23 protein-coding genes and 1 riboswitch are annotated in these 25,859 nt (G+C 73.9%); of the genes, 9 read left to right on the top strand and 14 right to left on the bottom strand.

Going from position 1 to position 25,859, the window contains the following annotated elements; genetic code table 11:
* Window positions 1-103 precede the first annotated feature (103 nt).
* Together ASF78_RS04030 and ASF78_RS22240 are read right to left on the bottom strand one after the other, a co-directional pair.
* Complete coding sequence (locus tag ASF78_RS04030) at window positions 104-1,426, bottom strand: helix-turn-helix domain-containing protein (protein WP_056585062.1); 1,323 nt, start codon at window positions 1,424-1,426, stop codon at window positions 104-106.
* 91 nt (window positions 1,427-1,517) lie between these two features.
* Window positions 1,518-1,661: a hypothetical protein gene (locus ASF78_RS22240; protein WP_156374026.1), complete on the bottom strand. Its 144-nt coding sequence runs from the start codon at window positions 1,659-1,661 to the stop codon at window positions 1,518-1,520.
* A 216-nt stretch (window positions 1,662-1,877) separates the two neighbouring features.
* Between ASF78_RS22240 and ASF78_RS04035 the strand changes: the two genes are divergently transcribed.
* Window positions 1,878-2,606, top strand: a complete 729-nt coding sequence (locus ASF78_RS04035; RefSeq protein WP_056585066.1) for an EAL and HDOD domain-containing protein — start codon at window positions 1,878-1,880, stop codon at window positions 2,604-2,606.
* An 87-nt stretch (window positions 2,607-2,693) separates the two neighbouring features.
* The gene (locus ASF78_RS04040; protein WP_056585068.1) at window positions 2,694-3,317 is read left to right on the top strand and encodes an EAL domain-containing protein; all 624 of its coding nucleotides are present in this window, start codon (window positions 2,694-2,696) and stop codon (window positions 3,315-3,317) included.
* A 15-nt stretch (window positions 3,318-3,332) separates the two neighbouring features.
* On the opposite strand, the gene holA is transcribed toward ASF78_RS04040, so the two are convergent.
* From holA to leuS, 5 genes are all read right to left on the bottom strand, one after another.
* The gene (gene holA / locus ASF78_RS04045; RefSeq protein WP_056588111.1) at window positions 3,333-4,352 is read right to left on the bottom strand and encodes a DNA polymerase III subunit delta; all 1,020 of its coding nucleotides are present in this window, start codon (window positions 4,350-4,352) and stop codon (window positions 3,333-3,335) included.
* 19 nt (window positions 4,353-4,371) lie between these two features.
* The gene (locus ASF78_RS04050; protein WP_156374027.1) at window positions 4,372-6,003 is read right to left on the bottom strand and encodes a ComEC/Rec2 family competence protein; all 1,632 of its coding nucleotides are present in this window, start codon (window positions 6,001-6,003) and stop codon (window positions 4,372-4,374) included.
* A complete protein-coding gene (locus ASF78_RS22690; RefSeq protein WP_056585071.1) occupies window positions 6,000-6,698 on the bottom strand; it encodes a helix-hairpin-helix domain-containing protein in 699 nt (232 codons plus the stop codon). The genes ASF78_RS04050 and ASF78_RS22690 overlap by 4 nt, the downstream gene beginning before the upstream one ends.
* A 624-nt stretch (window positions 6,699-7,322) precedes the next feature.
* Complete coding sequence (locus ASF78_RS04060; protein WP_082494781.1) at window positions 7,323-8,288, bottom strand: DegV family protein; 966 nt, start codon at window positions 8,286-8,288, stop codon at window positions 7,323-7,325.
* Window positions 8,289-8,293: 5 nt separating this feature from the next.
* Complete coding sequence (gene leuS / locus ASF78_RS04065) at window positions 8,294-11,188, bottom strand: leucine--tRNA ligase (RefSeq protein WP_056585073.1); 2,895 nt, start codon at window positions 11,186-11,188, stop codon at window positions 8,294-8,296.
* An 88-nt stretch (window positions 11,189-11,276) separates the two neighbouring features.
* Here leuS and ASF78_RS04070 point away from each other — a divergent pair, with 88 nt between their 5' ends.
* Complete coding sequence (locus tag ASF78_RS04070) at window positions 11,277-13,025, top strand: helicase HerA-like domain-containing protein (RefSeq protein ID WP_056585075.1); 1,749 nt, start codon at window positions 11,277-11,279, stop codon at window positions 13,023-13,025.
* On the opposite strand, the gene ASF78_RS04075 is transcribed toward ASF78_RS04070, so the two are convergent.
* The 5 genes from ASF78_RS04075 to ASF78_RS04095 form a co-directional block, all read right to left on the bottom strand.
* Entirely contained in the window at window positions 12,963-14,195 is a 1,233-nt protein-coding gene (locus ASF78_RS04075; RefSeq protein ID WP_056585077.1) for an MFS transporter, read from the bottom strand. The genes ASF78_RS04070 and ASF78_RS04075 overlap by 63 nt on opposite strands.
* An 87-nt stretch (window positions 14,196-14,282) precedes the next feature.
* Complete coding sequence (locus tag ASF78_RS04080; RefSeq protein ID WP_056585079.1) at window positions 14,283-14,960, bottom strand: metal-dependent transcriptional regulator; 678 nt, start codon at window positions 14,958-14,960, stop codon at window positions 14,283-14,285.
* 25 nt (window positions 14,961-14,985) lie between these two features.
* Entirely contained in the window at window positions 14,986-16,539 is a 1,554-nt protein-coding gene (locus tag ASF78_RS04085; protein WP_056585080.1) for a D-alanyl-D-alanine carboxypeptidase family protein, read from the bottom strand.
* A gap of 100 nt (window positions 16,540-16,639) precedes the next feature.
* A complete protein-coding gene (locus tag ASF78_RS04090; protein WP_082494782.1) occupies window positions 16,640-18,256 on the bottom strand; it encodes a metallophosphoesterase in 1,617 nt (538 codons plus the stop codon).
* A 30-nt stretch (window positions 18,257-18,286) separates the two neighbouring features.
* Window positions 18,287-19,063 carry an LLM class F420-dependent oxidoreductase gene (locus ASF78_RS04095; protein WP_056585082.1) on the bottom strand — a complete coding sequence of 259 codons (777 nt, stop codon included), beginning with the start codon at window positions 19,061-19,063 and terminating at the stop codon, window positions 18,287-18,289.
* Window positions 19,064-19,143: 80 nt separating this feature from the next.
* Between ASF78_RS04095 and ASF78_RS04100 the strand changes: the two genes are divergently transcribed.
* Entirely contained in the window at window positions 19,144-19,512 is a 369-nt protein-coding gene (locus ASF78_RS04100) for a VOC family protein (protein ID WP_056585084.1), read from the top strand.
* Here the strand turns inward: ASF78_RS04100 and ASF78_RS04105 are convergent.
* Entirely contained in the window at window positions 19,499-19,936 is a 438-nt protein-coding gene (locus ASF78_RS04105) for a MarR family winged helix-turn-helix transcriptional regulator (RefSeq protein ID WP_156374028.1), read from the bottom strand. The genes ASF78_RS04100 and ASF78_RS04105 overlap by 14 nt on opposite strands.
* An 80-nt stretch (window positions 19,937-20,016) precedes the next feature.
* Between ASF78_RS04105 and ASF78_RS04110 the strand changes: the two genes are divergently transcribed.
* Window positions 20,017-20,196 carry a hypothetical protein gene (locus ASF78_RS04110; protein ID WP_056588120.1) on the top strand — a complete coding sequence of 60 codons (180 nt, stop codon included), beginning with the start codon at window positions 20,017-20,019 and terminating at the stop codon, window positions 20,194-20,196.
* Here the strand turns inward: ASF78_RS04110 and ASF78_RS04115 are convergent.
* Window positions 20,183-21,913 carry a hypothetical protein gene (locus tag ASF78_RS04115; protein WP_056585087.1) on the bottom strand — a complete coding sequence of 577 codons (1,731 nt, stop codon included), beginning with the start codon at window positions 21,911-21,913 and terminating at the stop codon, window positions 20,183-20,185. The genes ASF78_RS04110 and ASF78_RS04115 overlap by 14 nt on opposite strands.
* A 104-nt stretch (window positions 21,914-22,017) precedes the next feature.
* A riboswitch (TPP riboswitch) is annotated at window positions 22,018-22,135 on the top strand.
* Window positions 22,136-22,268: 133 nt separating this feature from the next.
* Between ASF78_RS04115 and ASF78_RS04120 the strand changes: the two genes are divergently transcribed.
* From ASF78_RS04120 to ASF78_RS04135, 4 genes are read left to right on the top strand one after another with little or no spacing between them, the layout of a single operon-like run.
* A complete protein-coding gene (locus ASF78_RS04120; RefSeq protein WP_056585089.1) occupies window positions 22,269-22,874 on the top strand; it encodes a YkoF family thiamine/hydroxymethylpyrimidine-binding protein in 606 nt (201 codons plus the stop codon).
* Window positions 22,871-23,485: an ECF transporter S component gene (locus tag ASF78_RS04125; RefSeq protein ID WP_056585092.1), complete on the top strand. Its 615-nt coding sequence runs from the start codon at window positions 22,871-22,873 to the stop codon at window positions 23,483-23,485. Before ASF78_RS04120 ends, ASF78_RS04125 begins: the two co-directional genes overlap by 4 nt.
* Window positions 23,482-25,056, top strand: a complete 1,575-nt coding sequence (locus ASF78_RS04130) for an ABC transporter ATP-binding protein (RefSeq protein ID WP_056585094.1) — start codon at window positions 23,482-23,484, stop codon at window positions 25,054-25,056. The genes ASF78_RS04125 and ASF78_RS04130 overlap by 4 nt, the downstream gene beginning before the upstream one ends.
* Window positions 25,053-25,850, top strand: coding sequence for an energy-coupling factor transporter transmembrane protein EcfT (locus tag ASF78_RS04135; RefSeq protein ID WP_056585095.1), 798 nt, complete (start codon window positions 25,053-25,055; stop codon window positions 25,848-25,850). Before ASF78_RS04130 ends, ASF78_RS04135 begins: the two co-directional genes overlap by 4 nt.
* Window positions 25,851-25,859: the final 9 nt, after the last annotated feature.

Here is a 25,859-nt window from a genome sequence, read left to right on the forward strand (position 1 = left end):
CCTTCTGCTGTTGTCCCGCGCGTCGGCCCACCAGTGGGCGTGAACGACAGTGAAGGCGTCACCCCCCCTGCGGGGTGACGCCTTCGCTGTTCTCCGACCTCGATCAGATCAGCGACCAGGTCTCCCAGGAGCTGAGCGGGATCGTGGGACGGAAGCCTGCCTCGCGCAACGCGCGGTCGTACGCCTGTGCCGCTGCGGCACTGTCGCCGTGCATGGCGTACCGGTCACCGAGGTCACGCCACGCGGACGCGGACTGCCGGGACGCGGACATCATGCCGAGCAGGTCGGCCGCCGACTCGTACGCCCGTGCGGCACCCACGACGTCGCCGCGTGCGTGCAGCGCGTCGCCCCGGGAGAGCTGTGCGAAGGCCGTCTCGAGACGGGGCGGGTCGCCCAGCCGCTCGAGCGCGGCGTTCGCGAACCGCTCGGCGGCGTCGACGTCGCCGAGCAGCAGGTGCGCGCGCGAGCTCTCGACGTCGACGCGCGACAGGTCGAGCTCGGAACCGAGGACGGCGAGCCCGGGGGTCGCGCGCTCGATCTGGTCCAGCGCACCACGCGGGTCCACCGGGTCGGAACGCAACAGCAGCCACGCATAGTTCAGCCGCAGCCGAGGGAGGTCGCGGTCCGCCTCGCCCTCGGAGAGGAGGCCGAGGGCCCTCTCGGTGTACCGCTGGGCGAGCTCGTAGTCGCGCCGCTGCTCGGCGACGAGCGCCGCGTTCCAGTAGACGCTGCCACGACCACGCGGGCTGCCGAGCGACTCCGCGAGACGGACGAGCTCCGCGGCGCGGTGGGTCGCGTACAGGAGGTCGCCCCGCTCGACGTACGCCCACAGCACTGTGGACGCCAGGCGCAGGTGCTCGTCCGTACCCGTGAGGTCGGCCGCCTCGAGCTCGTCGAGCGTGCGCTCACCGACCTCGACGCTGCGGTGCAGGTCGCCGGCCTCGAGGTACGCCGCTACCAGCGCGTTGGCCAGCTTGGCCGACTCGACGTGGTGCGTGCGGCCCCGCGAGTCCGCAAGGAGCGGCTCGAGGATGGCGACGGACGACTCGAGGTCACCCAGGACCTCGAACGAGTGCGCCAGCGTCGTCAACGCGTCGACCCGGACCGACGGCGAGACGATCTCGAGGTCGAGCGCCTCGAGCCTGCGTCGCGCGCCGACGGCGTCGCCCTGCGTCATGTCGAGCTTGGCGTAGTCGATCTCGAGGCGTGTGCGCGCCTCGTTGGGACCGTCCTCGCCGTGCTTCAGGTATTCGAGGGTCGTGCCCAGGCGTGTAGCCAGCACGGCGAGCGCGGAGTCAGTCGGTTCACGATGACCCGCCTCGATCAGGGAGATGTAGCTGGGTGAGAACGCGGAGCCCGCGAGCGAGGTCTGGGACAACCCAGCGGCGAGCCGAGCGTCGCGCACCCGGTCAGCAATCGTGGTCATGGTCAGTCATTGTATGTGTGACGTCCCCCAGATGCACCACCCCCCGCAGAGACGGCGTGTTCGTGCCTCTGCTGTGCATCTGGGGAGAGGGTCAGTTGATGATCTTGCAGCAGCCGCTGGCGCCGCCGGAGGTCACCGTGTTGGTGGGACCTTCGGCAAGTGCTGAGCTCGGCGCGACGGCCAGTGAGCCGAGCACGGTGAGGACCACGAGCGCGGACTTGAGCGGTCTGGGCATGGTGAGGTGCTCCATCTTCTTGTCGTACCGGTGTGCAGGTGGTGCCCATGATGGCCTGTGACTCGCATCGTGTCTCCCGTTACTCACCGGTCCGACCCTGAAAGGGTGAAAGATCCCGGTTCGCGGCCACCTCGCGAGCGGCGCCCGGTCGACGCTCCAGAATTCCACCCGCCCACGAGCGGTTCACAGGACCGAACTTGTGGTGTCATAGATCCCATGACACCCGACGACGCCGACGGGCGGCTCGCTCATCTCGCAGCCGCGGTGGAGGACGCCATCCCTCTTGCCCTCCGGCAGGAGTGGGCGCAGCGGATCTCCCACGAGCCGGTGCTCGTCGCGCGGCAGGGCATCTTCTCGGAGCACGGGCGTCCGTTCGCCTACCAGCTCTCGTTCCGCTCCCCCGACCAGCTCACCGCCAGCGCGATGTCATGGAGCTCCCACCAGCACGAGCGGGCCACCGCCCACGTGCTCGGCGCCACCTTCGGCCGGGCCGATCTCGAGCACGTCGCCAACGGCCGGCTGCTCTTCGTCCGGTGCCCCCGGGCGTACCTCGTGGGCGATCTGCCCATCCCGCGCCGGCCCGACCGCCTGGTGATCGAGGTGAACGACGCCGTGACGGTGGACTCCGCGGTCCTGTCGGGCATCCGACGGCTGCGTGAGGAAGGCTTCCGGATCGCGGTCCCGGCCTTCGTGAGCAACCCGAACCAGCGGCGCCTCCTGCCGCACGCGGACTTCGTGAAGATCGACGTGCGCGACCTCGACGTCGAGGGGCCGCCCGTGGTCCACCTCGCCCGGTCGTACGGCGCGCTGCTCGTCGCCGAGTACGTCGAGACCCCGGACACCCTCCGCCACGCGCGGGACCTCGGGTTCACGCTCTTCCAAGGAAACCTGCTCGAGCGTGCCGGTGTCCTCGACCGCGCGGGCGCTCGCCGGGTCAGCCTGTAGCACCTCCGCCGACATGCCCCGTCACAGCGTGTTGCTCCGGTCGGGTGAACCGCGTCATGAACCCGCACCGCGCCGCTCTCATCCAGTGTGACCGCGTCCGTCGTCTCCCCCGCCCTCCCGTCAAGGCTGCCCATCGCCTCCCAGCCGATCTGGACGACGGACGGCCGGCTCTTCGGCAACGAGTTCCTCTACCGGTCCCGTGACGGGCTCCCCGCGCAGGTCGACCGGTGGCGCTCCGACCGTCAGGACGTCGCGACCGCGTCCGTGCTCGAGGCCCTCTTCGGGGACGGCCCACCTGCCGCCACCACCTACGCGTTCGTGAATATCACCCGCTCGTTCCTGGTGGACGACCGACCGCTCCCCGCGCACGCAGGCCGACTGGTGCTCGAGATCGTCGAGTCCGTCGCAGCGGACGCCGAGGTCATCGCCGGCCTGGAGCGGCTCCGGCTGCGCGGGTACCTCATCGCGATCGACGACTTCGCGGCCGAGCCGGACCAGGTCGCGATGATGCCCTACGCCGACTTCGTGAAGATCGACTGCCGCGACGTCCGCCGGCAGGGGCCCTCGCTCGTGCAGCTCGCGCGACGGCACGGCGCCCGGCTCGTCGCGGAACGGGTCTCCGACTCGCTGCTCGTCGAGGAGTGCCGAGGCTGGGGGTTCGACCTGTTGCAGGGGGACGTGCTCGGTCCGGCGGTCACCCTGACTGCGTAGGCCGCCTCGACCGCCTCACGATCCGACGGCGGCGGCGACGCGGAGGACCGCCCGCTCGACGGCGAACTGAGGGTCGCGTCCCTCCCCCTTGACCTCCGCGTCTGCCTGCGCGACGGCGGAGATCGCGCTGGCCAGCCCCTCGGGCGTCCACCGACGCAGGTCAGCCATCGCCCGGTCCGTCTGCCACGGAGCCAGCCCCAGGTCACGGACCGCCCCGGCGCCGCGGCCACGCACCGCCGCCACCTTGGCCAGGACGCGCAGCTTGGCAGCGAGGGCCGCGACGACCGGGACCGGGTCCACGCCGGTCGCGAGCGCGTGCCGCAGCAGCGCCACGGCCTGACCCGACTGCCCGGCGACCGCGGCGTCCGCGACGCGGAAACCCGTCGCCTCGATCCGGCCCCCGTAGTAGCGCTCGACAGCCTCCGGACCGATGAGGCCGGTGGTGTCCGCGACGAGCTGCGCGCAGGACGCGGCGAGCTCGCGCAGGTCGCTGCCCACGGCGTCGACCAGGGCACGCACCGCTTGCGCGTCGGCCCGACGGCCGGCCCGCCGGAGCTCCGCGGTGACGAACGCGCTCTTGTCGCCGTCGGACTTGATCACGTCGCACGCCACCGTGGGGACGCCCGCCGACCGCAGCGCGTCGAGCAGCTTCTTGCCGCGCTGGCCGCCGGCGTGCCGCAGGACCAGCACGACCTCGGGCGGGGGCGCCGCGAGGTACGCCGCAACGTCGTCGAGCAGCTCCTCGCCCGCGCGCTCGAGCCCGTCGACGACGACGACCTTGTCCTCGGCGAACAGGGACGGGCTGCTGACCACACCGAGGGTGCCGGCGGAGTAGTCGGCGGCGTCCAGCCGGGTGACCTCCACACCGGCGTCCGCGGCGCGTGCGAGCGAGACGACCCGGTCGACCGCACGGTCCGCGAGCAGCCCTTCGGCACCGCTGACCAGCAGGACCGGCGCCAGCTCGACCGCCTCCCACGAGACACCGACCGTGCCCTTCGTGGCGCGGGACGCTGGTCGGCGAGTAGCAGGAGGCACGGGCACAGCCTGCCAGACGTCACCGACGCGACCGCTCCGACGCCTCGCGGCCGACGACGAGCAGCCGGAGCACGCACGCTCCCGCCACCGCGAGCAGCACCGCACCCGTCCACCCCGGGAGCCAGGCGACCTGCGAGCCCGGTGCCGCCGCGGCGACCCGAGCGACGGCCCCGATCCACCAGCACGCCGCACCTGCTCCGAGCGCCAGCACCTCGGCGCCCGCGGACCACCAGGGCGCCACACAGCCCGCCGCCAGGCCGAGCACCGTCGCGGGAGCGACGGCCGGAGCTGCCAGGACGTTGGCGGGGACCGCGTAGAGCGACACCGCGGGGGTCAGCAGCAGGATCACCGGGGCGCACACGAGCTGCGCGGCGACCGGAAGGGCGAGCGCGGTCGCGACCGGCCGGCCGAGCACCCCTGCCCCGCGATCGGCGAGCGGTCCGCCCAGGAGGACCAGCGCGGCGGTGGCGAGCACCGAGAGCACGAAGCCCACCTCACCGGCCAGCCACGGGTCCGCGACGAGCAGCAGGACGACCGTCGCCCCGAGCGCGGCAGGTGCTCGGTGCGGGCGGCCGAGCAGGAGCCCGAGCAGCGCGACCGCCCCCATCGCCGCCGCCCGCAGCACGCTCGGTGACGGGTGCACGACGAGCACCAGGGCACCCATCGCCGCGACCGTGAGGCCCGCTCGGGCGGCCCGAGGCAGGCGGATCGCCGCCGCGAGCGTCAGCACCAGCGCGGCGACCAGCGAGAAGTGCGCACCGGACACCGCCGTCACGTGGGTCAGCCCCGAGGCCCGGAGGGCGACCCCGAGGTCGTCGGGGACCGCCGACGTGTCACCGACCGTGACGCCCGCGAACAACGCTCCCGCGTCCCCTGGGAGCGTGGCGCCGAGCGACCGCACCCCGTCGCGGAACCGCGACGCTGCCGCCTCCGGCGCGGGTGGCTCCGACACGACGTCCGGGGCTCCGCTGCTCAGCAGGACCGCGACCGTGCGCCGGCCTGTCTCCCCCGGGCGCACCCGCCCCGACGCGGCCACCCGGGCACCCGGTGCCACGGTGCCCCACGACGACGGCCCGAGCATGAGCACGTGCCCCGTGGCGCCGGACTCCCGGCCTCGTGCGGACACCCGATCGACGGCGACCAGCGTCCGGACCCGCTCCGGAGCCCCGGGCCACGCCGGTGGGAGGACGGTCGGGTCGCCGACGACGACGCCCTCGACCCGGCCCACCGCACCGGTCTGCGCGAGCCCCGGGAGGAGCCCGTCGTCGCGGGCGGACGTCTGGCTCGCGCCCGCGCCGAGCACCGCCGACGCGACGACGAGACACAGGGCGACGACCGGACCCACCGGACCGCGCCTCGGCGTCCGTCGCACGTGGGGCTGTTCGTCGCGACCCGCTCGACGGCCCGATGCCAGCACGCCCACCCCGACGACGAAGCAGAGGAGGGCCGTGAGCAGCGCGGCACGCGGGGGCACACGAACCACCAGGAGCGCCACGATCCACGCGACCGCGGCAACCGGCAGGAGCCGCACGTCGACCGTGCTCGGCGGGTCGCCGACCTCGTCCAGGGCGGGCACCGTCGGCGGAGGCGCCGGTACCACCCCCGCGTCCGTGTCCGGGGCCGTGCCCGGGCGCGCTCGGAGCGCTGTCATACCCGGACCAGGTCGCGCAGGCGCTCGAGCAGCGTCGGGCCGATCCCGGTGACGTCCGCGAGCTCCTCGACGGTCGTGAAGGGGCCGTCCTCCCGGTGCGACACGATCCTGTCCGCCAGCACCGGACCGATACCGGGGAGGGCGTCCAGTGCTGCGGCGTCGGCGGTGTTGATGTCCACGAGGTCGTCCCCGCCGGCCGGCGGGGACGCAGCCGAGGGCGGTGCCGGTCCCTCGCCCGACCGCGGTACGGCGATCTGCTCGCCGTCGACCAGGAGCCGGGCGAGGTTGAGGGCACTGACCTCGGCCTCGGCGGTCGCGCCACCCGCCGCGGAGATCGCGTCGACCACGCGGGATCCCTGCACGAGTCGGACCACACCCGGCGCGACGACGGCACCGACGACGTCGACGACGACCTCCGCCGAGCCGGTCGGGGACGCGGGGGTCACCGGACCGCTCGGCGCCGGTGTCGGGAGGACCACCGCGGGGCCGGGCGCGACCGCCGCCGCGCGCAGCGCGACCGCACCGGCCACCAACAGGAGTACCGCCCCTGCCGCGGCGGCGAGCCGCCACGAGACCGCCCACCGGACGCGGCGTCGAGGTGTCGACGCTCGGTCCGCCGGGTCACCGTGCGTCGCGACGTATCCGGCGGCAGCGATCTGCAGTGCTGCGGTCGTCAGGTTCGCCGGGCCGAGCACGGACGGTTGCCGCGCGGACGGCGGTGCAGCCGTCCGGAGACCCCCCGCGCGGTGCCGGTCAGGCGCATCGCCGAGCGCGACGCCCCCGAGGTCGAGCGGGCGGTCCGGCTCTGCCGGAGGTGCACCTGGGACCCAACCGGCCTGCCGTGACGCCTGTCGGTCGACGGCGGGAACACTCGCGGGACCGTGATCCGCTGGTCCTGGGGTGTCGGTGGTGCGCTCTGCCTCCGGCTGTCGGACCGGAGCGGTATCGCGGGCCGGGTCGATCGCGGCAGCGCTCGCACGCGCCCCGAGGGGGTCGCTCGTGGGATCCGGATCCTGCGGTCCGCCGGGCGCGCGGACGGCCGTGAGGGCAGCCAGGCGATGCCGGGCGATCCGGGCGAGGTCGCTGTCACGGCGGTGCACCCGGCGAACGTACGGCCGGGGACAGGGCCTCATCGCCGGGCCGTCGCCGGTGGCGGACACGACCTTGCCGGGCCGGGCTGTGGGCGGTTCACCGGCACGCGGCACCGGTCACGCCCGACGACGACCGCGGAGGCCGCCGCCCGGCCGCGACCACCGCAGGCGGTCACGCGGCGGCGATCACGCGGGGGCGGTCACCCGGGGGCGGTCACGCGGCGGACGTCAGGCGTCCGAGACCACGATCGCCAGGAGACCGGGACCGGCATGCGCGGCGAGGACGGCGCTGGACTCGCAGACCGCTGTCTCCGCGAGGTGGTCGCCTGCTGCGTCGACCAGCTCGCTCGCGAGCGTCGCAGCCAGCTCCGGCTGACCGAGGTGGTGCACGGCGGCCCGCGCGGAGGGTCGCCGTGCGACGTCGGCGACGGCGAGCGCGACCAGTCGGTCGCGCGCAGCGCGCCGCGTGCGGACCTTCTCGATGACCTCGATCCGACCGTCGTCCAGCGTGAGGATCGGGCGCAGCCCGAGCACGATGCCGATCGCGGCCGCAGGGATGCTGAGACGTCCGCCCCGGCGCAGGTGGTCGAGGGAGTCGACGAGGAACCAGACGCGCGTCGAACCCGCGACGGCTCGGCCGCGCTCGGCGACCTCGGCACCGGAGGGGAGCCGGGCCTCGACACGTCCCCGGGCGCGCCACCACGCACGCGCCGCTGCGACCGGTCCGGCGGCCGACGGGGTGGGCTCAGCCGGCGGCGGAGGTCCCGCCGAGAAGCGCGCCGCGTCCAGCACGGCGAACCCGAGCGCCATGGCGACCGCTCGGGAGTCGACCACGTGGACGGGCACGGGCGACGACTCCGCCGCGAGCTGGGCCGCCCGGACCGTGCCCGACAGGTCACCCGAGAGGTGGATCGAGACGATCTCCCGCGCACCGGAGGCCGCCGCACGGTCGTACGCCGACGCGAACGCGGCGGGCGGCGGCTGCGACGTCGACACCTTGACGTTCGCCGTGAGCGCGGCGAGCAGGTCACCCGGCGTCAGGTCGACACCTTCGACGTGCCGCACGCCGTCGACCACCACGTCCAGCGGGACGACGCCGATGCCCCACCGCTCTGCCGCTCCCTCGGGCAGCGACGCCGTCGAGTCCGTGACGATCGCGACCGACGGCTGCTCGACGTGGCGACGGCCGGGCATGCCGGTCAGGCCGGGACGACGTTGACGAGCTTCGGAGCCCGCACGATCACGGTGCGGATGTCGCGGCCGTCGAGCGCACGCTGCACCCCGGCGTCGGCCAGGGCAAGTGCACGCAGGTCGTCGTCCGAGGCTTCCGGTGCCACCTCAGCCCGGCCGCGGACCTTGCCCTGCACCTGGAAGATGCACGTCACGGTGTCCTCGACCAGGTATGCCGGGTCCGCCACGGGGAACGGCTCGTGCGCGAGCGAGCGCTCGTGACCCAGCCGCGACCACAGCTCCTCGGCGACGTGCGGAGCGACCGGGGCCGTCATCAGCACGAGCGCCTCCACGGCCGCCCGCGGCGTCGTCGGCAGCGTGGTCAGGTGGTTGTTCAGGACGATCAGCCGAGAGATCGCGGTGTTCACGCGCATCGCAGCCATGTCCGCGGTCGTGTCGGCGATCGCGCGGTGCAGGACCTTGAGGGTCTCGGTGGACGGCGCCTCGTCGGACACGACGGTCTCGCCGGTGCCCTCGTCGACGACGTTGCGCCACAGCCGCTGCAGGAAACGCTGCGACCCGACGACCGCGCGGGTCTCCCACGGGCGGGACAGGTCGAGCGGACCCATCGACATCTCGTACACCCGCAGGGTGTCCGCGCCGTACTCGGCGTACATGTCGTCGGGCGTCACCATGTTCTTCAGGGACTTGCCCATCTTCCCGTACTCACGGTGGACGGGTTCGCCGTCCCAGCGGAAGCCGGTCTCCGACGTGGCGTCCTCGACGACCTCGTCGGCGGGCACGTGCACGCCACGGGCGTCGGTGTAGGCGTACGCCTGGATGTAGCCCTGGTTGAACAGCTTGTGGAACGGCTCCCCGCTGGAGACGTGGCCCAGGTCGTGCAGGACCTTGTGCCAGAAGCGTGCGTACAGCAGGTGCAGGACGGCGTGCTCGACGCCGCCGACGTACAGGTCGACACCGCCCAGGGAGCCGGGCTTCTGCTCGCCGTGCCCCGGGCCCATCCAGTACCGCTCGAGCTCGGGGTCGACCACCACGGTGTCGTTGGTCGGGTCCAGGTAGCGCAGGTAGTACCAGCAGGAGCCCGCCCAGTTGGGCATCGTGTTGGTGTCCCGGCGGTACTGCTTCGGGCCGTCGCCCAGGTCGAGCGTGACGTTCACCCAGTCCTCGTTGCGGCCCAGGGGCGGCTCGGGGGTGGAGTGCGCGTCGTCGGCGGCGAACGTGCGCGGCGAGTAGTCGGGCACGTCCGGCAGGTTGACCGGCAGCGCGGACTCCGGGACGGCCAGCGGCAGGTCGTGCTCGTCGTAGACGATCGGGAATGGCTCGCCCCAGTAGCGCTGGCGGCTGAACAGCCAGTCGCGCAGGCGGTAGTTGATCGTGCCCTCGCCGACGCCCTTCGCGGTCAGCCAGTCGGTGATCGCCGCCTTGGCGTCGGTCACGCCCAGACCGTCCAGGCTGATCTCCTCGTTCGAGGAGTTGATCGCCACGCCGTCGCCGGTCCGGGCGCCCGGCTCGGTGCCCTCCGGTGCGTCGATCGTGTAGACGATCGGCAGGTCGAACGCCTCGGCGAACGCGAAGTCGCGCGCGTCGCCCCCGGGGACGGCCATGATCGCGCCCGTGCCGTAGCCCATGAGCACGTAGTCGGCGGTGAACACCGGCAGCAGCTCGCCGTTCACCGGGTTCTTCGCCAGGTGGCCGGTGAACACGCCGGTCTTGCGGCCGGCGTCGGCCTGGCGCTCGACCGCGGTCTTGGCGGCGGTCTCCGCGCGGTACGACGCGACCGCGTCGACGGGGCTGCGGTGCCCGGCCGTCCAGACGTCCTTCGTCCCGTCGGGCCACGCCGTCGGGACCTCGTCCAGCAGCGGGTGCTCGGGAGCGACGACGACGAACGTGGCGCCGAACAGGGTGTCGGGGCGCGTGGTGAACACCTCGACCTGCTCGCCGCCCTGGACCGCGAAGCGCACGCGGGCGCCCGACGAGCGACCGATCCAGTTGCGCTGCATCGCCTTGACCTTGTCCGGCCAGTCGATGTGCTCCAGGTCGTCGATCAGCCGGTCGGCGTAGGCCGTGATGCGCATGTTCCACTGCCGCAGGCTGCGCTGGAACACCGGGAAGTTCCCACGCTCGGACCGGCCGTCCGCGGTGACCTCCTCGTTCGCCAGGACCGTGCCCAGGCCGGGGCACCAGTTCACGGGCGTCTCGGAGACGTAGGCCAGGCGGTGGGTGTCCAGCACGCGCCGGCGCTCGACGGGATCCAGCGACGCCCACTGTGCGCCACGTGCCCCGGACTCGTACTCCGCGACCAGCTCCGCGATCGGGCGGGCGCGCCCGACGCCACCGTCGGGCCGGGGAGCGGTCTCGTCGTACCAGGAGTCGAAGATCTGCAGGAAGATCCACTGCGTCCAGCGGATGTAGTCCGGGTCGATCGTCGCGAACGTGCGGCGCGGGTCGTGCGCCAGACCCAGCCGACGCAGCTGGCGCTGCATGATCACGATGTTCGCCTCGGTGGTGGTGCGCGGGTGCTGGCCCGTCTGCACGGCGTACTGCTCGGCGGGCAGGCCGAACGCGTCGAAGCCCAGCGTGTGCAGCACGTTGTCGCCCTGCATGCGGCGGAACCGGCCGACGACGTCCGTGGCGATGTAGCCCAGCGGGTGACCCACGTGCAGGCCCGCGCCGGACGGGTACGGGAACATGTCCATCACGAAGTACGCCGGCTGCGCGGGGTCCGCGTACCGACCCTCACCGTCCGTGAGACCACCCGCGGGGTCGGCCGCGAAGAAGGTGCCACGGTCCGCCCACGCGTCCTGCCAGCGCAGCTCGATCTCGCGTGCGAGCTCGGGGGTGTACCGGAACGGCACGTCGTCGGTGGCGGCGGTGGTGGCGATGGGGGCGTCCTGCGAGGTCACCCGGCGAGTTTACCGACCAGGAGTCGAGGAGCCGTACGCGACTGCGCTCGCCCAGGTGCCCCGGGACCCACGGTCGTATGCTCCGGACATGTCGGACAGCACCCCGTCGAAGGTCCCCTCCTCGTCCGCCGACCTCGCCGCCCTGCGCGCCGCGGCCGCGCAGGCCGCCGCCGAGGCAGCGGAGGCGAAGGCGCAGGCCGCCGCTTTGGCGCTCGCTGCGGCGGAGGCGGCGGCAGCGGAGGGCGCGACGCCCGCGGCCACACCCGCGCCGGCCGCAGACGTGCCGGCTCCGGCGCTGTCCGAGCACGCCGCGCAGATCGTGGCGGGTTACACCTTCACGGGACCGATGCTCCCGGTCGGTGCCCTGGTCGAGGACGACGTCGCGATCCCCGGCGCCCCGGTCGGCATCCCGCTCGCGATGATGAACCGCCACGGCCTGGTCGCCGGCGCGACGGGGACCGGCAAGACCAGGACGCTCCAGGTGCTGACCGAGGGCCTGTCGGCCGCGGGGGTCCCGGTGTTCGTCGCGGACATCAAGGGTGACCTGTCGGGCCTGGCCGTCCCCGGGACGTCGAGCGAGAAGCTCCTGGCGCGCACCGTGAGCCTCGGGCAGGAGTGGGTGGCGACCGCGTCGCCGGTCGAGTTCTACAGCCTCGGCGGTCTCGGTGAGGGGACACCGGTGCGCACGACGGTCACGGACTTCGGGCCGCTGCTGCTGGCCAAGGTGCTCGGGCTGAACGCCACGCAGGAGTCGAGCCTCGGCCTGATCATGCACTGGGCGGACACGCAGGGGCTGGCGCCGCTCGACCTCAAGGACCTGCAGGCGACGATCGCGTACCTGGTCAGCGACGAGGGAAAGCCGCTGCTCAAGGGCATCGGCGGACTGTCGGCGTCGACCGCAGGCGTGATCCTGCGGGAGATCGTGTCGCTGCAGGGTCAGGGGGCCGACGCGTTCTTCGGCGAGCCGGCGTTCGACGTCTCGGAGCTGCTGAGAACCACCCCCGACGGCCGCGGCGTGGTCAGCGCGCTCGAGCTGCCCGCGGTGCAGGACCGACCGGCCCTCTTCTCGACGTTCCTCATGTGGCTGCTGGCCGAGCTGTTCCAGGAGCTCCCCGAGGTGGGCGACCCCGACAAGCCCAAGCTCGTGTTCTTCTTCGACGAGGCGCACCTGTTGTTCACGGGCGCGTCGGGCGACTTCCTCACGCAGGTGACCCAGACGGTCCGGCTCATCCGGTCGAAGGGCGTCGGCGTCTTCTTCGTCACGCAGAGCCCGAAGGACGTGCCCGGGGACGTCCTGGCCCAGCTGGGCAACCGCGTGCAGCACGCGCTGCGGGCGTTCACCCCGGACGACGCGAAGGCGTTGCGGGCGGCGGCGCGGACGTTCCCGACGTCGCCCTACGACCTGGAGCAGCTGCTGCAGTCGCTGGGTACCGGCGAGGCCGTGGTGACCGTGCAGTCGGAGCGCGGGACGCCGACCCCGGTGGCGTGGACGCGGTTGCGGGCACCGCAGTCGTCGATGGAGCCCATGCCCGCCGCCCAGCTGACGGCGGCGGTCACGGCCTCACCGCTGTCCGGCCGGTACGCGGTCGCGGTGGACCGGGAGTCCGCGTACGAGCTGCTGGCGGTGCGGGCGGAGAAGGCGCAGGAGGCGGCACGCAAGCAGCAGGAGGCCGAGGAGGCGCAGGACCGCGCGGACGAGGCGGCACGGGAGGCCAAGCGGGCCGCTCCGCGCAGGTCGACCAGCCGGACGAGCCCGTTGGACAGCCTGCTGCGGTCAGCGGGCACTCAGCTCGGGCGTGAGATCACGCGCTCGATCTTCGGGACGCGTCGGCGCTGACAGGACGGGCACCGGTCCGCGCCCGAACGCCAGCACGACCACCAGGCCGACCGCGGTCAGCCCGGCACCGACCCACGCCGGGGCGAGGTACCCGAACCCTCCGGCGATGACGAGCCCTCCCGCGAACGCCCCGGCGGCGTTGCCCAGGTTGAGCGCGGAGTGGCAGAGCGCCGCACCGAGGGACGGCGCCGCGGGCGAGACGTCCATGAGCCGCGTCTGCAGCGACAGCCCCAGCACCTGCGACGTGACGCCGAGCAGCACGAGCGCGAGCACGGCGGGCACCGGGGATGCGCCGACCAGCGCGATGGCGACGAGCACGACGATGGTCGCGACCATCGAGCCGATCACCGTGCCGAGCACGGACCGGTCGGCGAGCCGGCCGCCGACGAGCGTCCCGATCGTCATGCCGATGCCGTACAGCGCGAGGACCAGCGGCACGAGCCCGATGCCCAGGCCGGTGACCTCGGTGAGCAGCGGCTTGACGTAGGAGTAGACCGCGAACATGCCGCCGAACCCGACGGCACCGGCGCCGAACGCGATCCAGAGCCGCCGGTTGCGCAGCGCGGCGAGCTCGGTGCGGACGGTGGTACCGGGGGGCGACGGCAGCGACGGCGTCCACGCGTGCAGGGCCGCGAGCGTGATCAGGCCGAGCACACCGACCCCGACGAACGCCCAGCGCCAGCCGACGGCCTGCCCCACGATCGTCGAGAGCGGCACCCCGACGGCACACGCCACGGTGAGGCCGGCCATCATCGCGGCGACCGCCCGACCCCGCCGCTCGGGTCCCACGACCGCCGTGCCCATGACCGCACCGACCCCGAAGAACGCTCCGTGCGGCAGCCCGGCGAGGAACCGGGCGAGCACCAGCCAGCCCATGCTGGGCGCGAACGCGGACAGGACGTTGCCCACCGTGAACGCGACCATGAGCAGCAGGAGGAGCCGGCGTCGGTCGAGTCGTGCGCCGAGGGCCGCGAGCGTCGGGGCGCCGACGACGACCCCGAGCGCGTAGGCCGTGATCGCGTGCCCGGCGACGGGGATCGACACTCCCAGGTCGTCGGCGATCTCGGGCAGGAGGCCCATCGTCGCGAACTCGGTGGTGCCGATGCCGAAGCCACCGAGGGCCAGGGCGAACAGTGCGGCGCGGGAGCGCGCGGGCGACAGCGTGACCAAGCGGGAGCCCTCCGGACGAATCGATTCGATCACGATGCGGAGTGCGCCGTCGTCAGCTCCGGTGGATGCCGCCCAGCGTACGGGGTGTCAGGCGGCGGGGACCAACCAGATGGCCCGCGCCGCGATCTCGCCGAGGTCGACCGTCGCCCCGGCGACCCGCACCGAGATCACTCCGGCGACCGTGCGGCGCTCGACCACCGTGACCGGCGCGTCGAGCAGCAGGTCGACCGACTCGAGGTAGCGCAGGAGTCCGGGGTCCGCGTCGGAGATCCGCGCGACCGCCCACTCCCCCGGCGCCACGTCCCACAGCACGCTGGCCGCGGGGATGTCGAGGGAGCCGTCAGGGCCGGGGATCGGGTCACCGTGCGGGTCCCGCGTGGGGTGGCCGAGCCGGGCGGAGAGCCGCTCGACGAACAGGTCGGAGACCGCGTGCTCGAGGACCTCGGCCTCGTCGTGAACCTCGTCCCAGCCGTAGCCGAGCATCTCCACGAGGAAGGTCTCGACGAGCCGGTGCCGGCGCACGACCGCGAGCGCATGCCGCTCGCCGTCGGCCGTGAGCTCGACGGCGCCGTAGGGCTGGTGGGTGACCAGGCCGCTGTCGGCGAGCCGCCGGACGGTCTCCGAGACGGTGGACGCGCCGACGCCGAGGCGGGTGGCGAGCATCTTGGTGGTGACGGGCTGCTCCGACCACTCGCGGGCCGACCACACGACCTTGAGGTAGTCCTGGGTGACGGCGCTCAGCTCGGGGGTCGTCGGAGTGCTCACGGCGTCAAGCCTAGGGCTCGGACGCTCACCAGCCGTCGACGCTCCAGTGCCACGGCTCGCCGGGCAGGTTCTCCAGCCCGTAGTCGGCTGCGTGCTCGGCGAGCCAGAGGACCGCGGGCGATCCGGCGCGCAGGACCTTCCCCTCCACCGTGAAGTCGAGCGCCAGGCCGCGCTCGTGACGCGAGGTCCCTGGCGGCGCGGTCTGCGGGCGGCACGTGACGACCGTGGGGTCGGCCTCGGTGGGGCTGCAGTTGGCGGCGCGCAGCGCGATCTGCTGGCTGGAGCTGCGCCAGCCCCAGGCGCGCAGGTCGATGCCGTCGACCCGTGCGGCGGTCATGAGGGCGTCCAGCGCGTCGGCGAGGCACGGGTGCACGCGCACCCCGGACGCGGTGACGACCGTGTCCTCCTGCGGGACGGGCGCGGTGACGTCGTCGCAGTCCGTCGCCACCTGGCTGCGCGTGAGCAGCTCCGCCGGCACGTCGACGCGCCACAGCTCCTGGCCCGTCGTCGCGCTCAGCAGCAGCGCGGCCTCCTCGAGGCGGAGCGTCGCGCCGGGGTGGCCCGGTGTCGCGCTCGCCCACAGGACGCCTCCGTCCGCGCCGGTCAGCACCACGTTCCCGTCGTCCTGGACGGCGAGGGCCGTGGCGCCGGGGGCGTCCGCGGTCCAGACGACCGTGTCGTCGTACGCGAGGGCGAGCCCGTCGGGTCCCAGCCGCAGGTGCAGGTGCCCGTCCGGGGAGCTGAGCTGCGCACCGAGGGCGACCGGCGTGCCGCTGACCAGCGAGGACGGGCCGATCACGGTCCCGGTGCTCCACACCGGCGCCCCGGCCGCGTCGTACAGGACGAGGTCGCCGTCGTCCTGCAGCACGAGCGACGACCCGGGGTGCCCGGCCGTGCGGCTGCGCCAGACGCGGTCGCCGTCCGGGTCGGTGACGACGAGGTTGCCGTCCTCCCGCAGGGTCAGTCGCGAGCCGGGTCGTCCGGTGCCCGTGGACCAGCGCGTCGTGGCGTCCGGGCCGAGCAGGGCGACGTCACCGTCGTCGAGCACGAGCAGCGTGTGGCGGCCGTCGGGCGAGGACAGCGCGTCGCCGGGTGCGAGCACGCCGCCCGACGGCAGGATCGAGGGCTGGACGGCCGTGCCCGACTCCCACACCTGCGTACCCTGCGGGTCCAGCACCACGAGGTTGCCGTCGTCCTGCAGGACGAGCCTCGACCCGACCGTCGCGGGCGCCTCCGGCCGCCAGCCGACGGTTCCGTCCGGGGCGGTCAGCGTGACGTCACCGCTCTCCCCGACGACCAGGGACGAGCCGGGCGCGGCGGGACCGGAGACCCAGCGAGGATCTGCTTCGGCCCCGAACAGGGCGAGCACCCCGTCGGGCTGCACCACGAGCGTCTGCGACCCGTCCGCAGAGACGAGCCCCTCGCCCGACAGCAGCGACTCGCCGGGTCGCAGCTCTCCCTCACCGGACGAGGCGGAGGCCGACGGGGCGAGCACGAGGGTGCCGACGAGCACGCAGGCGCTGACCAGCGCGGTGCGGACGGCGGGACGCGCCCTCGCGTCCCGCTCCCGACCGCTCACGACGCGGCTCCCCGGGCCACCTACCCACCCCCTCGCACGGACCGACCTGACAGCTGCTCAGGTCGGCACGCCCCTCCACCCTAGGTCAGCGTGACGCAGATCACACGGGTGAAGGACCGATGGCCGGCGGCACGATCGCGGCGGGCCACTGCAGGCGGGGCGAGACGGTGGCGGTCGTGTCCGGTCGCACCTGGACCAGCTGGTAGTCGACGAACCGCCGCGTGTCCGGGTTCCACCGCAGGACCGTCATCTCGGCGACCCCGTTCAACGGTCCGACGGTCGGCTGGCCGAGCGTCGCCCCCGCGGTGCTCGAGCTGATGTACCGCACGGCGCGGCCCACCCGCTCGGGACCGTACCGGCGGTGCAGGTGGCCCGAGATCTGCGCCGGCGCGCAGCCGTCCTCCAGGGCCCGCTGCCCGACGGCCGGCGTGTGGATGAGAAGCAGGTCGACACCGTCGTCGTCCTCGCAGGCCACGTCGGCGAGGCGCTGCGCCTGCTCGGCCGCGGTCTCCTTGCCGGCCTGCGCGGTGCCTCCGGCGCCGACCCTCGTCTCGTTCGGGTCGCTGTCACCCAGGATGCGCAGGCCGTCGACCTCGATCACGGAGCCGTCCAGCACGGTCGCGCCGGCCCGCGCGTAGTTCGTCGACGTCTCGGCGGAGTCGTGGTTGCCTGGCGACGTCACGAGCTCCACCCCGTCCGGCACCGCCCTGGCGAACGTCGTCACGCAGTACTGCTCGACCGAGGTGCCGTTGATCGTCGTGTCGCCCGCGTCGAGGACGAGGTCGGCGTCCGCACCCTCGACGACGGTCCGGATCAGGGGTGCCATCCCCACGTTGCAGTGCAGGTCGGAGACGACGACGACGGTGAGCAGGTCCTCGTCGCCGGCCGGCTCGCTCGCCCCCGGCGACGGGCTGCCGGTCGCGGACGGTTCCTCGAGGAGCGCCTGCCGCTCGTCCCAGGCCGCCTGCAGCGACGTGTTCGCCTCCGCGTAGAACGTCTCGTTCTTGCGCAGCTCGGCGATGACCTGCCCGCCGTACGTGTCGATGACACCACCGAGCCGGCCGGTCACCCGGGCCCCCTCGAGCGGCGTGCCGTCGAACACCGACGATGCGCGTTGTGACACCGACGGCCGGTCGCGCCGCCCGAGGCTCGACGTCAGGACGGTGCCGACGAGCGCGACCACGACGACCCCGACGACGACCGCCCGCAGGTGCGGCCGCACACGGTCGTGCAGCTCCGCCCGGCGTGCGGCACCGACCAGGAAGCGGACCAGGTACCACCCGCCGACCAGCGCGGCGAGCGCCAGCACGGTCCGCTCGAGCGCCTCCACGCCCAGCGCCCGGGCCACGTCCTGGATCGTCGCCTCCGGTCCGGAGAAGAACTGCAGGTAGCTCTGCAGGTCGCCGCTGAGCGCGGCCAGGGTGCGGGCCTGGTTCAGCTCCGTGACGGACGCCGGGATCTCCTGCACGGTCACGCGGGCGCCGAGCGTCAGCGGCAGCGGGGAGTCGATCTCGAGCGTGCCGAGCGGGCCGAGGTCGATCGTCACCGTGTCGTCGGTGGTGACGTCGTACCGGGCCTCGTGCGGGCCGAGGCTGCTCTCGACGGACGCCGTCGTGATCCCGAACGTGAGCGCGAGGAGCACGGCGGCGACCAGCAGGAGGACCCGCGGCCACCACCGACGCTCGGGGCGCACCTCGGGGCTGCTCGGGTCGCTCATCGCACCCGAGCCTATGCGGCGAAGGCCAGGTCAGCCCTGCGCGTCGCGCCAGGCCACCCACTCGGCGGCCAGCGCCAGGTCGTAGTCCGGCCCGCCGGTGCTCACCGTGAACAGGGTCACGCCGGCTGCGACGAGAGCGTCGGCGACCTCGCTCGGCGGCGCGCCGACCCCGACGGACCGCTCGACGAGCGCGGCGGTGTCCCGGCCGACGTCGGCGCCGTGCTCGTCGAGGATCGCGCTCTTGCGGACGAGTGTGTCGACGTCACCGAACGAGTGCCACACGTCGGCGTGCTCCGCGACGACCCGCAGCGTCTTGCGCTCGCCACCGCCACCGATCATCACGGGGATCTGACGCGTCGGGACGGGGTTCGACGCCGCCCAGCGCGCCGTGATGCGCGGCATCGCCTGCGCGAGGTCCGCGATCCGGGAGCCCGCCGTGCCGAAATCGTACCCGAACTGGTCGTAGTCCTTCTCGAACCAGCCCGCACCGATGCCGAGGATCAGCCGGCCGCCGCTGATGTGGTCGACCGTGCGGGCCATGTCCGCCAGCAGCTCGGGGTTCCGGTAGGAGTTGCACGTCACGAGCGCGCCGATCTGCACCCGGCTGGTCTGCTCCGCCCACGCGCCGAGCATCGTCCAGCACTCGTAGTGCTTGCCGTCCGGGTCCCCGCTGAGCGGGAAGAAGTGGTCCCAGTTGAAGATGATGTCGACACCGAGGTCCTCGGCGCGGCGCACCGCGTCGCGGAGCTGGGCGTAGTCGGCGTGCTGGGGCTGGAGCTGGACTCCGATGCGGATGGGGTGCGTCATGGGTCGAGCCTAAGTTGGTCGGACAGGAGCTGACCTCTTCTGCGACGAGGCTGGGTCCACGACTCACCGAAGGAGTTCTCATGGACATGAAGCTGGAGCTCGTCCCCGTCCCGGTGACGGACATCGACCGAGCGAAGGCGTTCTACGTCGACCAGGTGGGCTTCGTCGTCGACCACGACGTCCCGGTCGACGAGAACCTGCGGTTCGTGCAGCTGACCCCGCCGGGCTCGGCGTGCTCGATCGTGCTCGACGTGAACCTGACCTCGATGCCTGCCGGGGCGCAGCAGGGCCTCCAGGTGGTCGTCGACGACGCCGACGCCGCCTACGAGTACCTGGTCGGGCGCGGGGTCGCGGCCGAGCCGGTGGTCGACTACCCGTGGGGGCGGTTCACGTTCTTCGCCGATCCCGACGGGAACCGGTGGTCGATCCAGCAGATCATCCGGAGGTAGGTGCCGTCGCCGCGATCAGCAGCTCCGCCGCCGCGCGGATCTGCTCGATCTGCTCGGGCGTGAGCCCCAGGCCCTCCACCATGGCGGCCGGGATCCCGACCGCGGAGGCCCGCAGGGCACGGCCGGCGTCGGTCACGACGATGTCGAGCGCGCGCTCGTCGTCCGTGGCGCGCTCGCGACGCACCAGTCCCATCGCCTCCAGCCGCTTGACCAGCGGCGACGCGGTGGCGGGCTCGAGGTGCAGCAGCGCGGCGAGGTCCTTGAGCGAGAGCCGGCCGTACTGCCAGAGCGCGAGCATCGTGAGGTACTGCGGGTGCGTCAGACCGAGCGGCTCGAGCAGCGGACGGTAGAACGCGACGAGGCCGCGGGCCGCAGCGGACATGGTCAGGCAGACCTGGGCCTCGACGGCGAGCGGATCGTCCATGCGCCCATCGTAGATCGTGGGCATATAGTTAGGGCACGAACTACTGAGAGGTGCTCGTGCCGAAGAAGAAGCGCCGTGACATGACCGAGTGGTGGCTGACCTACCTCGGCCCCGCGCAGGTGGGCAACATCCGCGGGCCGCGCAAGGTGCTGACCGACGACGAGGTGGCCCGCGACACCGAGCTCCAGCAGCAGTTCGACCGCGTCGTCGACGCCTCCGGCCGGACGTTCCTGGTGGAGCGCGGGACTACTGGTACGTGACCAGGTCCGGCACCGGCTGGACCTGGTACGTCTGCGTCGGGTCCAGCATGGGGACGTCCTCGTCGTAAAAGTTCTTCCACCCCCAGTGCACCGGCGGCGCGTCCGTGCGCAGCGCGTTCCACGTCCCCGCCTTCGCCGGCTGCGAGCCCTGCCCGTCGACGTGGATGACGATCGCGAGCTCGTCGCGGGACGTGTCGAGACGGGCGCGGTCCTGGATCATCCGGCCCGCGAACTGGTGCAGCACGAACATCTTCTGCGGCAGGGCGCGCTGGGCCGTGAAGTCCGCCAGCCACGCCGACACACCGTTCACCTCGTCGATGCCGACGGAGCCGATCTGGCGCAGGTGCACCTGGTCGGGGGCGAGGCGCCACTCCGGGTCGAGGGCGAGCCCGACGTACGGGAGCGCGAGGAGGTCGGCGTACCGCTGCGCCTGCGTGAGGAAGTCCGTCCTGCCCGGCTGCAGGTCGAGGACGACCGCCATTCCCGCGGCACCGGCGGCCTCCACCAACGGGCGCAGCTCCTCCACCGGCCGCTCCGTGGAGTAGTTCCCGTCGTCGCCCGGACCGGCTGACGCGATCGTGGCGATGATCTCCACCGCCGGCACGACGGCGTCCGCGGTGAGCGTCCGGTACGGCGCCGCGGTCCCGTCGGCGCGGGCCAGCGTCGCGGGCACGTCCTGCTCCCCCAGCACCCCGAGCGCCTTCGACCCCGGCGTGCCGTAGAGCGCGACGTACTTCTTGCCCGGCACCCCCGGGACCTGCGGGAACACGAGCTGGCCGCCGCCCCCCAGGAGGGTGCCGGTCGCGGCGGTGGCGACGCGGCGGGCCAGTCGGTCGGCCGGTCCGAACGCCGCCCCGAGCGCGATCGTGCGGTCCGGGGCGGCCGCGGCGATCGCCTGGACGCCGGGCGTCGTGGCCCGCGGGTCGCCACCGGGCGTGTCGATGACCGGCACCCCGGCAGCCCGGAGCGTCGCCAGCGCGGCGATCGGGTCGACGCCGACACCCGTGAGCGCGACGGTGCCGGCGACCGCGGCCGGCGGACGGGTCCGCGGGAGCGTCGCGCCCGGCGAGGGTGACGAGGTCGACGACGGGGTCGGTGAGGCGCTCGTCGTCGGGGCCGGCGGCGCACCGGGGACGACGAGCACCACCGGTCGCGGTCCGGTGAGCGCACGGACCGCGCCCGGTTCTCCTCCGGCGGGCACCTCGGCCGGCGCCCCGAACGTCGCCCCGGTCACCGACCGCAGGACGTCCACACCCGCGCCGGCGGGGACCGGGACGACCGTCGTCCCGCTCGGAGGCTGCAGCGTGACCGGTCCGACGACGAGCACCGCGGCGGCGTCGAGCCGCTCGAGCTCGGCGACCAGCGGCGCAGGGTCGGTCCCCGGGCCGGTGAGCAGCACCGGTGCGCCGAGCGCCACGGCCGCCGACGAGGCGGTGAGCTGGGCGACGACGTCGTCGACGGGTGCGACGACCACCACCGGGGCGCGCACGAACACGGCGCGCGACGCCTCGAGCGCCGCGTCCGACGCGGTCGCTGCGGGCAGCACCGTCACGACCTCGGCCGGGGCACCGACCTGCGCGGAGACGGGCGTCGGGGTCGGCGTCGGGGTGGGCGAGCTCGTCGTCGGGGTGGGCTCGACCGCACCCCCGTCGTCCGTGCAGCCTGCGAGCGCGAGCAAGGTCACCACGGAGACCACCGCGGCGGCACGTCGGCCCATCGGCACTCTCTACCTCCAGGTCGCGGTCGACGGACAGCATACGAGGGGACCACCAGGCGGACCACGTCTCCCGCACCGCCGCCGACGGTCTAGGTTCGACGACGACATAGCCCCCGGGGAGCGCAGGAGCGCTGAGAGTGCGGCCGGACACCACGTCCCACCCGCAGACCCGTGGAACCTGATCTGGTTCACGCCAGCGTAGGGAGCAGGGCACTGTCGTCGGCTGCGTGCCGGCGGTCGGTCGTCCTCCGGGTTCGGTCGCGCCGCGGCGCGCCCTCCTGGCGGGCCCGTCCGTCCCGCGACGCCGGCGGCCTCGTGCGGCTGCCCGGGGGTCCGCGCGCGACCGGAGGACCCGATGAGCACCCTGACCGACCGACGAGCCACCGAGCTGGGCGTCGGCGCCCGCCTCTCGCTGCACCCGCACTGCGACGACTACGTGGAGGTGATCCTCAGCGCGCTCGCCGCCGCGGACGCCTCCCGCGTGACCGTCAGCACCGACGACGTCTCGACGTTCGTGCGCGGCAGCGAGGCCGACGTCGTCCGCTACGTGTACGAGGTGCTCGCCGCCGCGGGCGAGACCCGCTGGCACGTCGTCGCGCACGTCCTGCTCTCGCGCGGCTGCCCGGGCGAGGTGGCGTGCGAGCTGCCCGACGGCGCCCTGCTCGACGGCGTCGCCGTGCCCGACCTCGACCCGACGGGGCTCTCCGCGAGCGCGCACTGGGCGCTGTACCCGCTCGACGACACCGGCGGCGACCACCTCGCCCACATCATGACGGCCATCGGAACCGCGGGGTCGGCGGCCACCACCTCGCCCGAGCACTTCGTCACGAGGCTCGACGGCGACCTGGCCGACGTGCTGACCGCCGTCGCGGCGGGCTGGCTGGAAGCGGCGCGCCACGTCCGGCACGTGGTCACGCACGTCACGGTGTCGATGCACTCACCGTCGGCGGGTGCCCGGTGAACCGCCGTCGCATCTCCTTGTCCGAGCTGGTCCTGCTCGCGGTCCTCGCGGTGGTCTCCGGGTTCGTCTACTGGGCGCTGGTGCAGGCATGGATCGCCCTGCAGATCGCGATGGGTCCGTTCGGCGACCTCGCGCAGCACGTGCTCATCGGCGGCTGGATGGTCGCCGCGCCGCTCGCCCTGTACATCGTGCGGCGGCCCGGGGTCGGGATCGTCGTGGAGCTGGCAGCGGCCCTGGTCGAGGTCGTGTTCCTGGCGTCGCCGGTCGGTCCGATGCTCCTGGTGGTCGGTCTGGTGCAGGGTGCGGGCGCCGAGGCGGCGTTCGCCCTGACGCGGTACCGCCGGTACGACTGGGGCGTCTTCGTCCTGTCGGGGGCGCTGGCCGGACTGGCCAGCACCGTGCTCGGGATGGTCCGGTTCGGCTGGCTCACGCAGGACTGGTTCGCGTGGCGTCTCGGCCTGCAGGTGGCCAGCGGGATCCTGCTGTGCGGGATCGCGGCCAAGGTCATCGGCGACGCCCTCGCCCGTACCGGCGTGCTGGACAACACCCCGCTGGGCCGCGCGCGCCGGGAGACCACCTCCCCCGACACCGAACCGGTGCCGGTCGCATGATCGAGGTCCGCGGTCTGGGCGTCACCTTCCCCGGCACCCCCGCGCCCGTGCTGCGGTCGGTGGACCTCGACGTCCGCCCGGGTGAGCAGGTGCTCGTGCTCGCGGGTTCGGGCGCCGGCAAGAGCACGCTCCTGCGCGTGCTGGCCGGGATCGTGCCGCAGGTGGTCGACGCCGAGGTGACGGGCGTCGCCCGGGTGGCCGGGCTCGACGCGACGACGACCCCGACCGCGGACCTCGCCGCCCACGTCGGCACCCTCACCCAGGACCCGACGGACCAGCTGTGCCTGCCGACGGTCCTCGACGAGGTCGCGTTCGCCCTGGAGAACCGCGGCGTCGACCCGGGGCTCATCGGCCCTGCCGTGCACCGCACGCTCGCGTCGGTCGGTGCGGCGCACCTGGCGGGTCGACGTACCGCGGAGCTGTCCGGCGGCGAGGGGCAACGCGTCGCGCTGGCCGCCGCGCTCGTCGCGGACCCGCAGGTGCTCCTGCTCGACGAGCCGACCGCCCTGCTCGACCCCGCGGCCGCGCGCGGCGTGGCCCGTGCGGTGCGCGGCGCCGTGGGCGACGGACGGGCCACCGTGATGGTCGAGCACCGCCTCGACGAGCTCGGGCACCTCCCCGCGCGGGTGCTCGTCCTCGGTCCGGACGGCCGCGTGCGCGCCGACGGGCCGACGGAGCGCGTGCTGCACGACGACGCCCGATCGCTCGCCGGCATGGGCACGTGGCTCCCGCTGTCCGCCGAGCTCACCGCCGCCGGGGTCGGGTCGCTCGAACGGCTCACCGTCGATCCGGTCCCGACGTCCGTGCCGGGGGTACGGGTGCTGAGCGCTCGCGGGCTGAGCGTCCGGCGCGGGCAGCGGACGGTCCTGGACGGCGTGGACCTGGACGTCCACGCAGGCCGGGTGACCGCCGTGGTGGGCCTCAACGGGTCCGGGAAGAGCTCGTTGCTCCTCGCGCTCGCCGGGCTGCTCCCCGCCGGAGGGACGGTGACGGGCGGCTCGGTGGGCTTGGTGTTCCAGCACCCGGAGCACCAGTTCCTGGCCCGCAGCGTCCACGACGAGCTCGCGTGGGGTCCTCACCGTGCGCGCCTGCCGGACGTCGACGAGCGCGTGTCCGCCGGCCTGGACGACTACCGGCTGCGGGGCCTGGAGGACCGCGACCCCTTCCGGCTGTCCGGCGGGCAGCAGCGGCGCCTGTCGCTGGGGGCGATGGCCGTGTGCGGGCACGACGTGCTGCTCGCCGACGAGCCGACGTTCGGGCAGGACCGGCGCACGTCCGCCGCCTGTGCAGACGCTCTGCGCCGGCTCGCCGACGAGGGCCGGGGCGTCGTGCTCGTCACGCACGACCTGCGGCTCGTGGGCGAGGTCGCCGACGACGTGCTGCTCCTGCGCGCCGGGCACCCCCTGGCGCTCGGGCCGGTCGACGACGTCCTCGCTGACGACGCGCTGCTCAGCCGCGCCGGTCTGCCCCTGCCCGCGGTGCTCGCCGCCTCGCGGACCACCGGCCACCCCGTCCGCGCCGTCCTGCGCGCTCTGCGCACCGCCACCCTCCCGGCACCGGTGCGCGCATGACCGCCCTCGGGCAGGCGTTGCCGCACGACTCCGTCCTGCACCGCCGCAACCCCACGGTGAAGCTCGCCGTGTTCTTCGTGGTGTCGGTCGTCGTGCTGGTGCCGGTGGACCCGTGGACCCCGCTGGCCCTGCTCGTCGTCGCCGCACCCGCCGTCGTGCACGCCGGTCGGATCCCGTGGCCGACCCTCGGCCGGGCTGCGCTGCTCTTCGGTCCGTTCGCGTTCTCGCTCCTCGCCGTCAACGCCGTCACGCGCGACGGGCCCGTCGTCGCCGAGGTCCTCGGCCTGGAGGTCACCCGCACGGGGCTGACCGTCGGGGTGGCTCTCGCGCTGCGCACGGTGCTCGTCGGCACCCTCGCCGTCGCGTTCACGCTCACCACCGACGGCGCCCGGCTCATGACCAGCCTGCACCAGCACGCCCGCCTCGGTGCGCGCCCCACGTTCGCCGTGCTCGCGGGCTACCGCGTGCTGGAGGACCTGCCCGGGCGGTGGACGACGATCCGGCAGGCACAGTCGGTGCGCGACCCTCGCCACCGCCGCGGCACCCTCCCCCGTGACCCCGGGTCGCTGTCCCGGGCCGCGTTCGCGCTGCTCGTCGTCGCGCTCCGGCAGGGTGAGCGGATGGCGATCGCGATGGAGACCCGCGGCCTGGGCTCCGGTCCCCGGACGGTGCACCGGCCCGTCGCGCTGGACCGTCGGGACGCCGTCTTCGCCGCGCTCGTGCTGGGCGTGTGCCTGCTCGTGGTCCTCGTGACGTGGCGTGCCGGCCTGCTGCGGACGTGGTCGACGGTCTGACGTGCCGCG

Source organism: Cellulomonas sp. Leaf334, assembly GCF_001424195.1.
GTDB lineage: Bacteria > Actinomycetota > Actinomycetes > Actinomycetales > Cellulomonadaceae > Cellulomonas.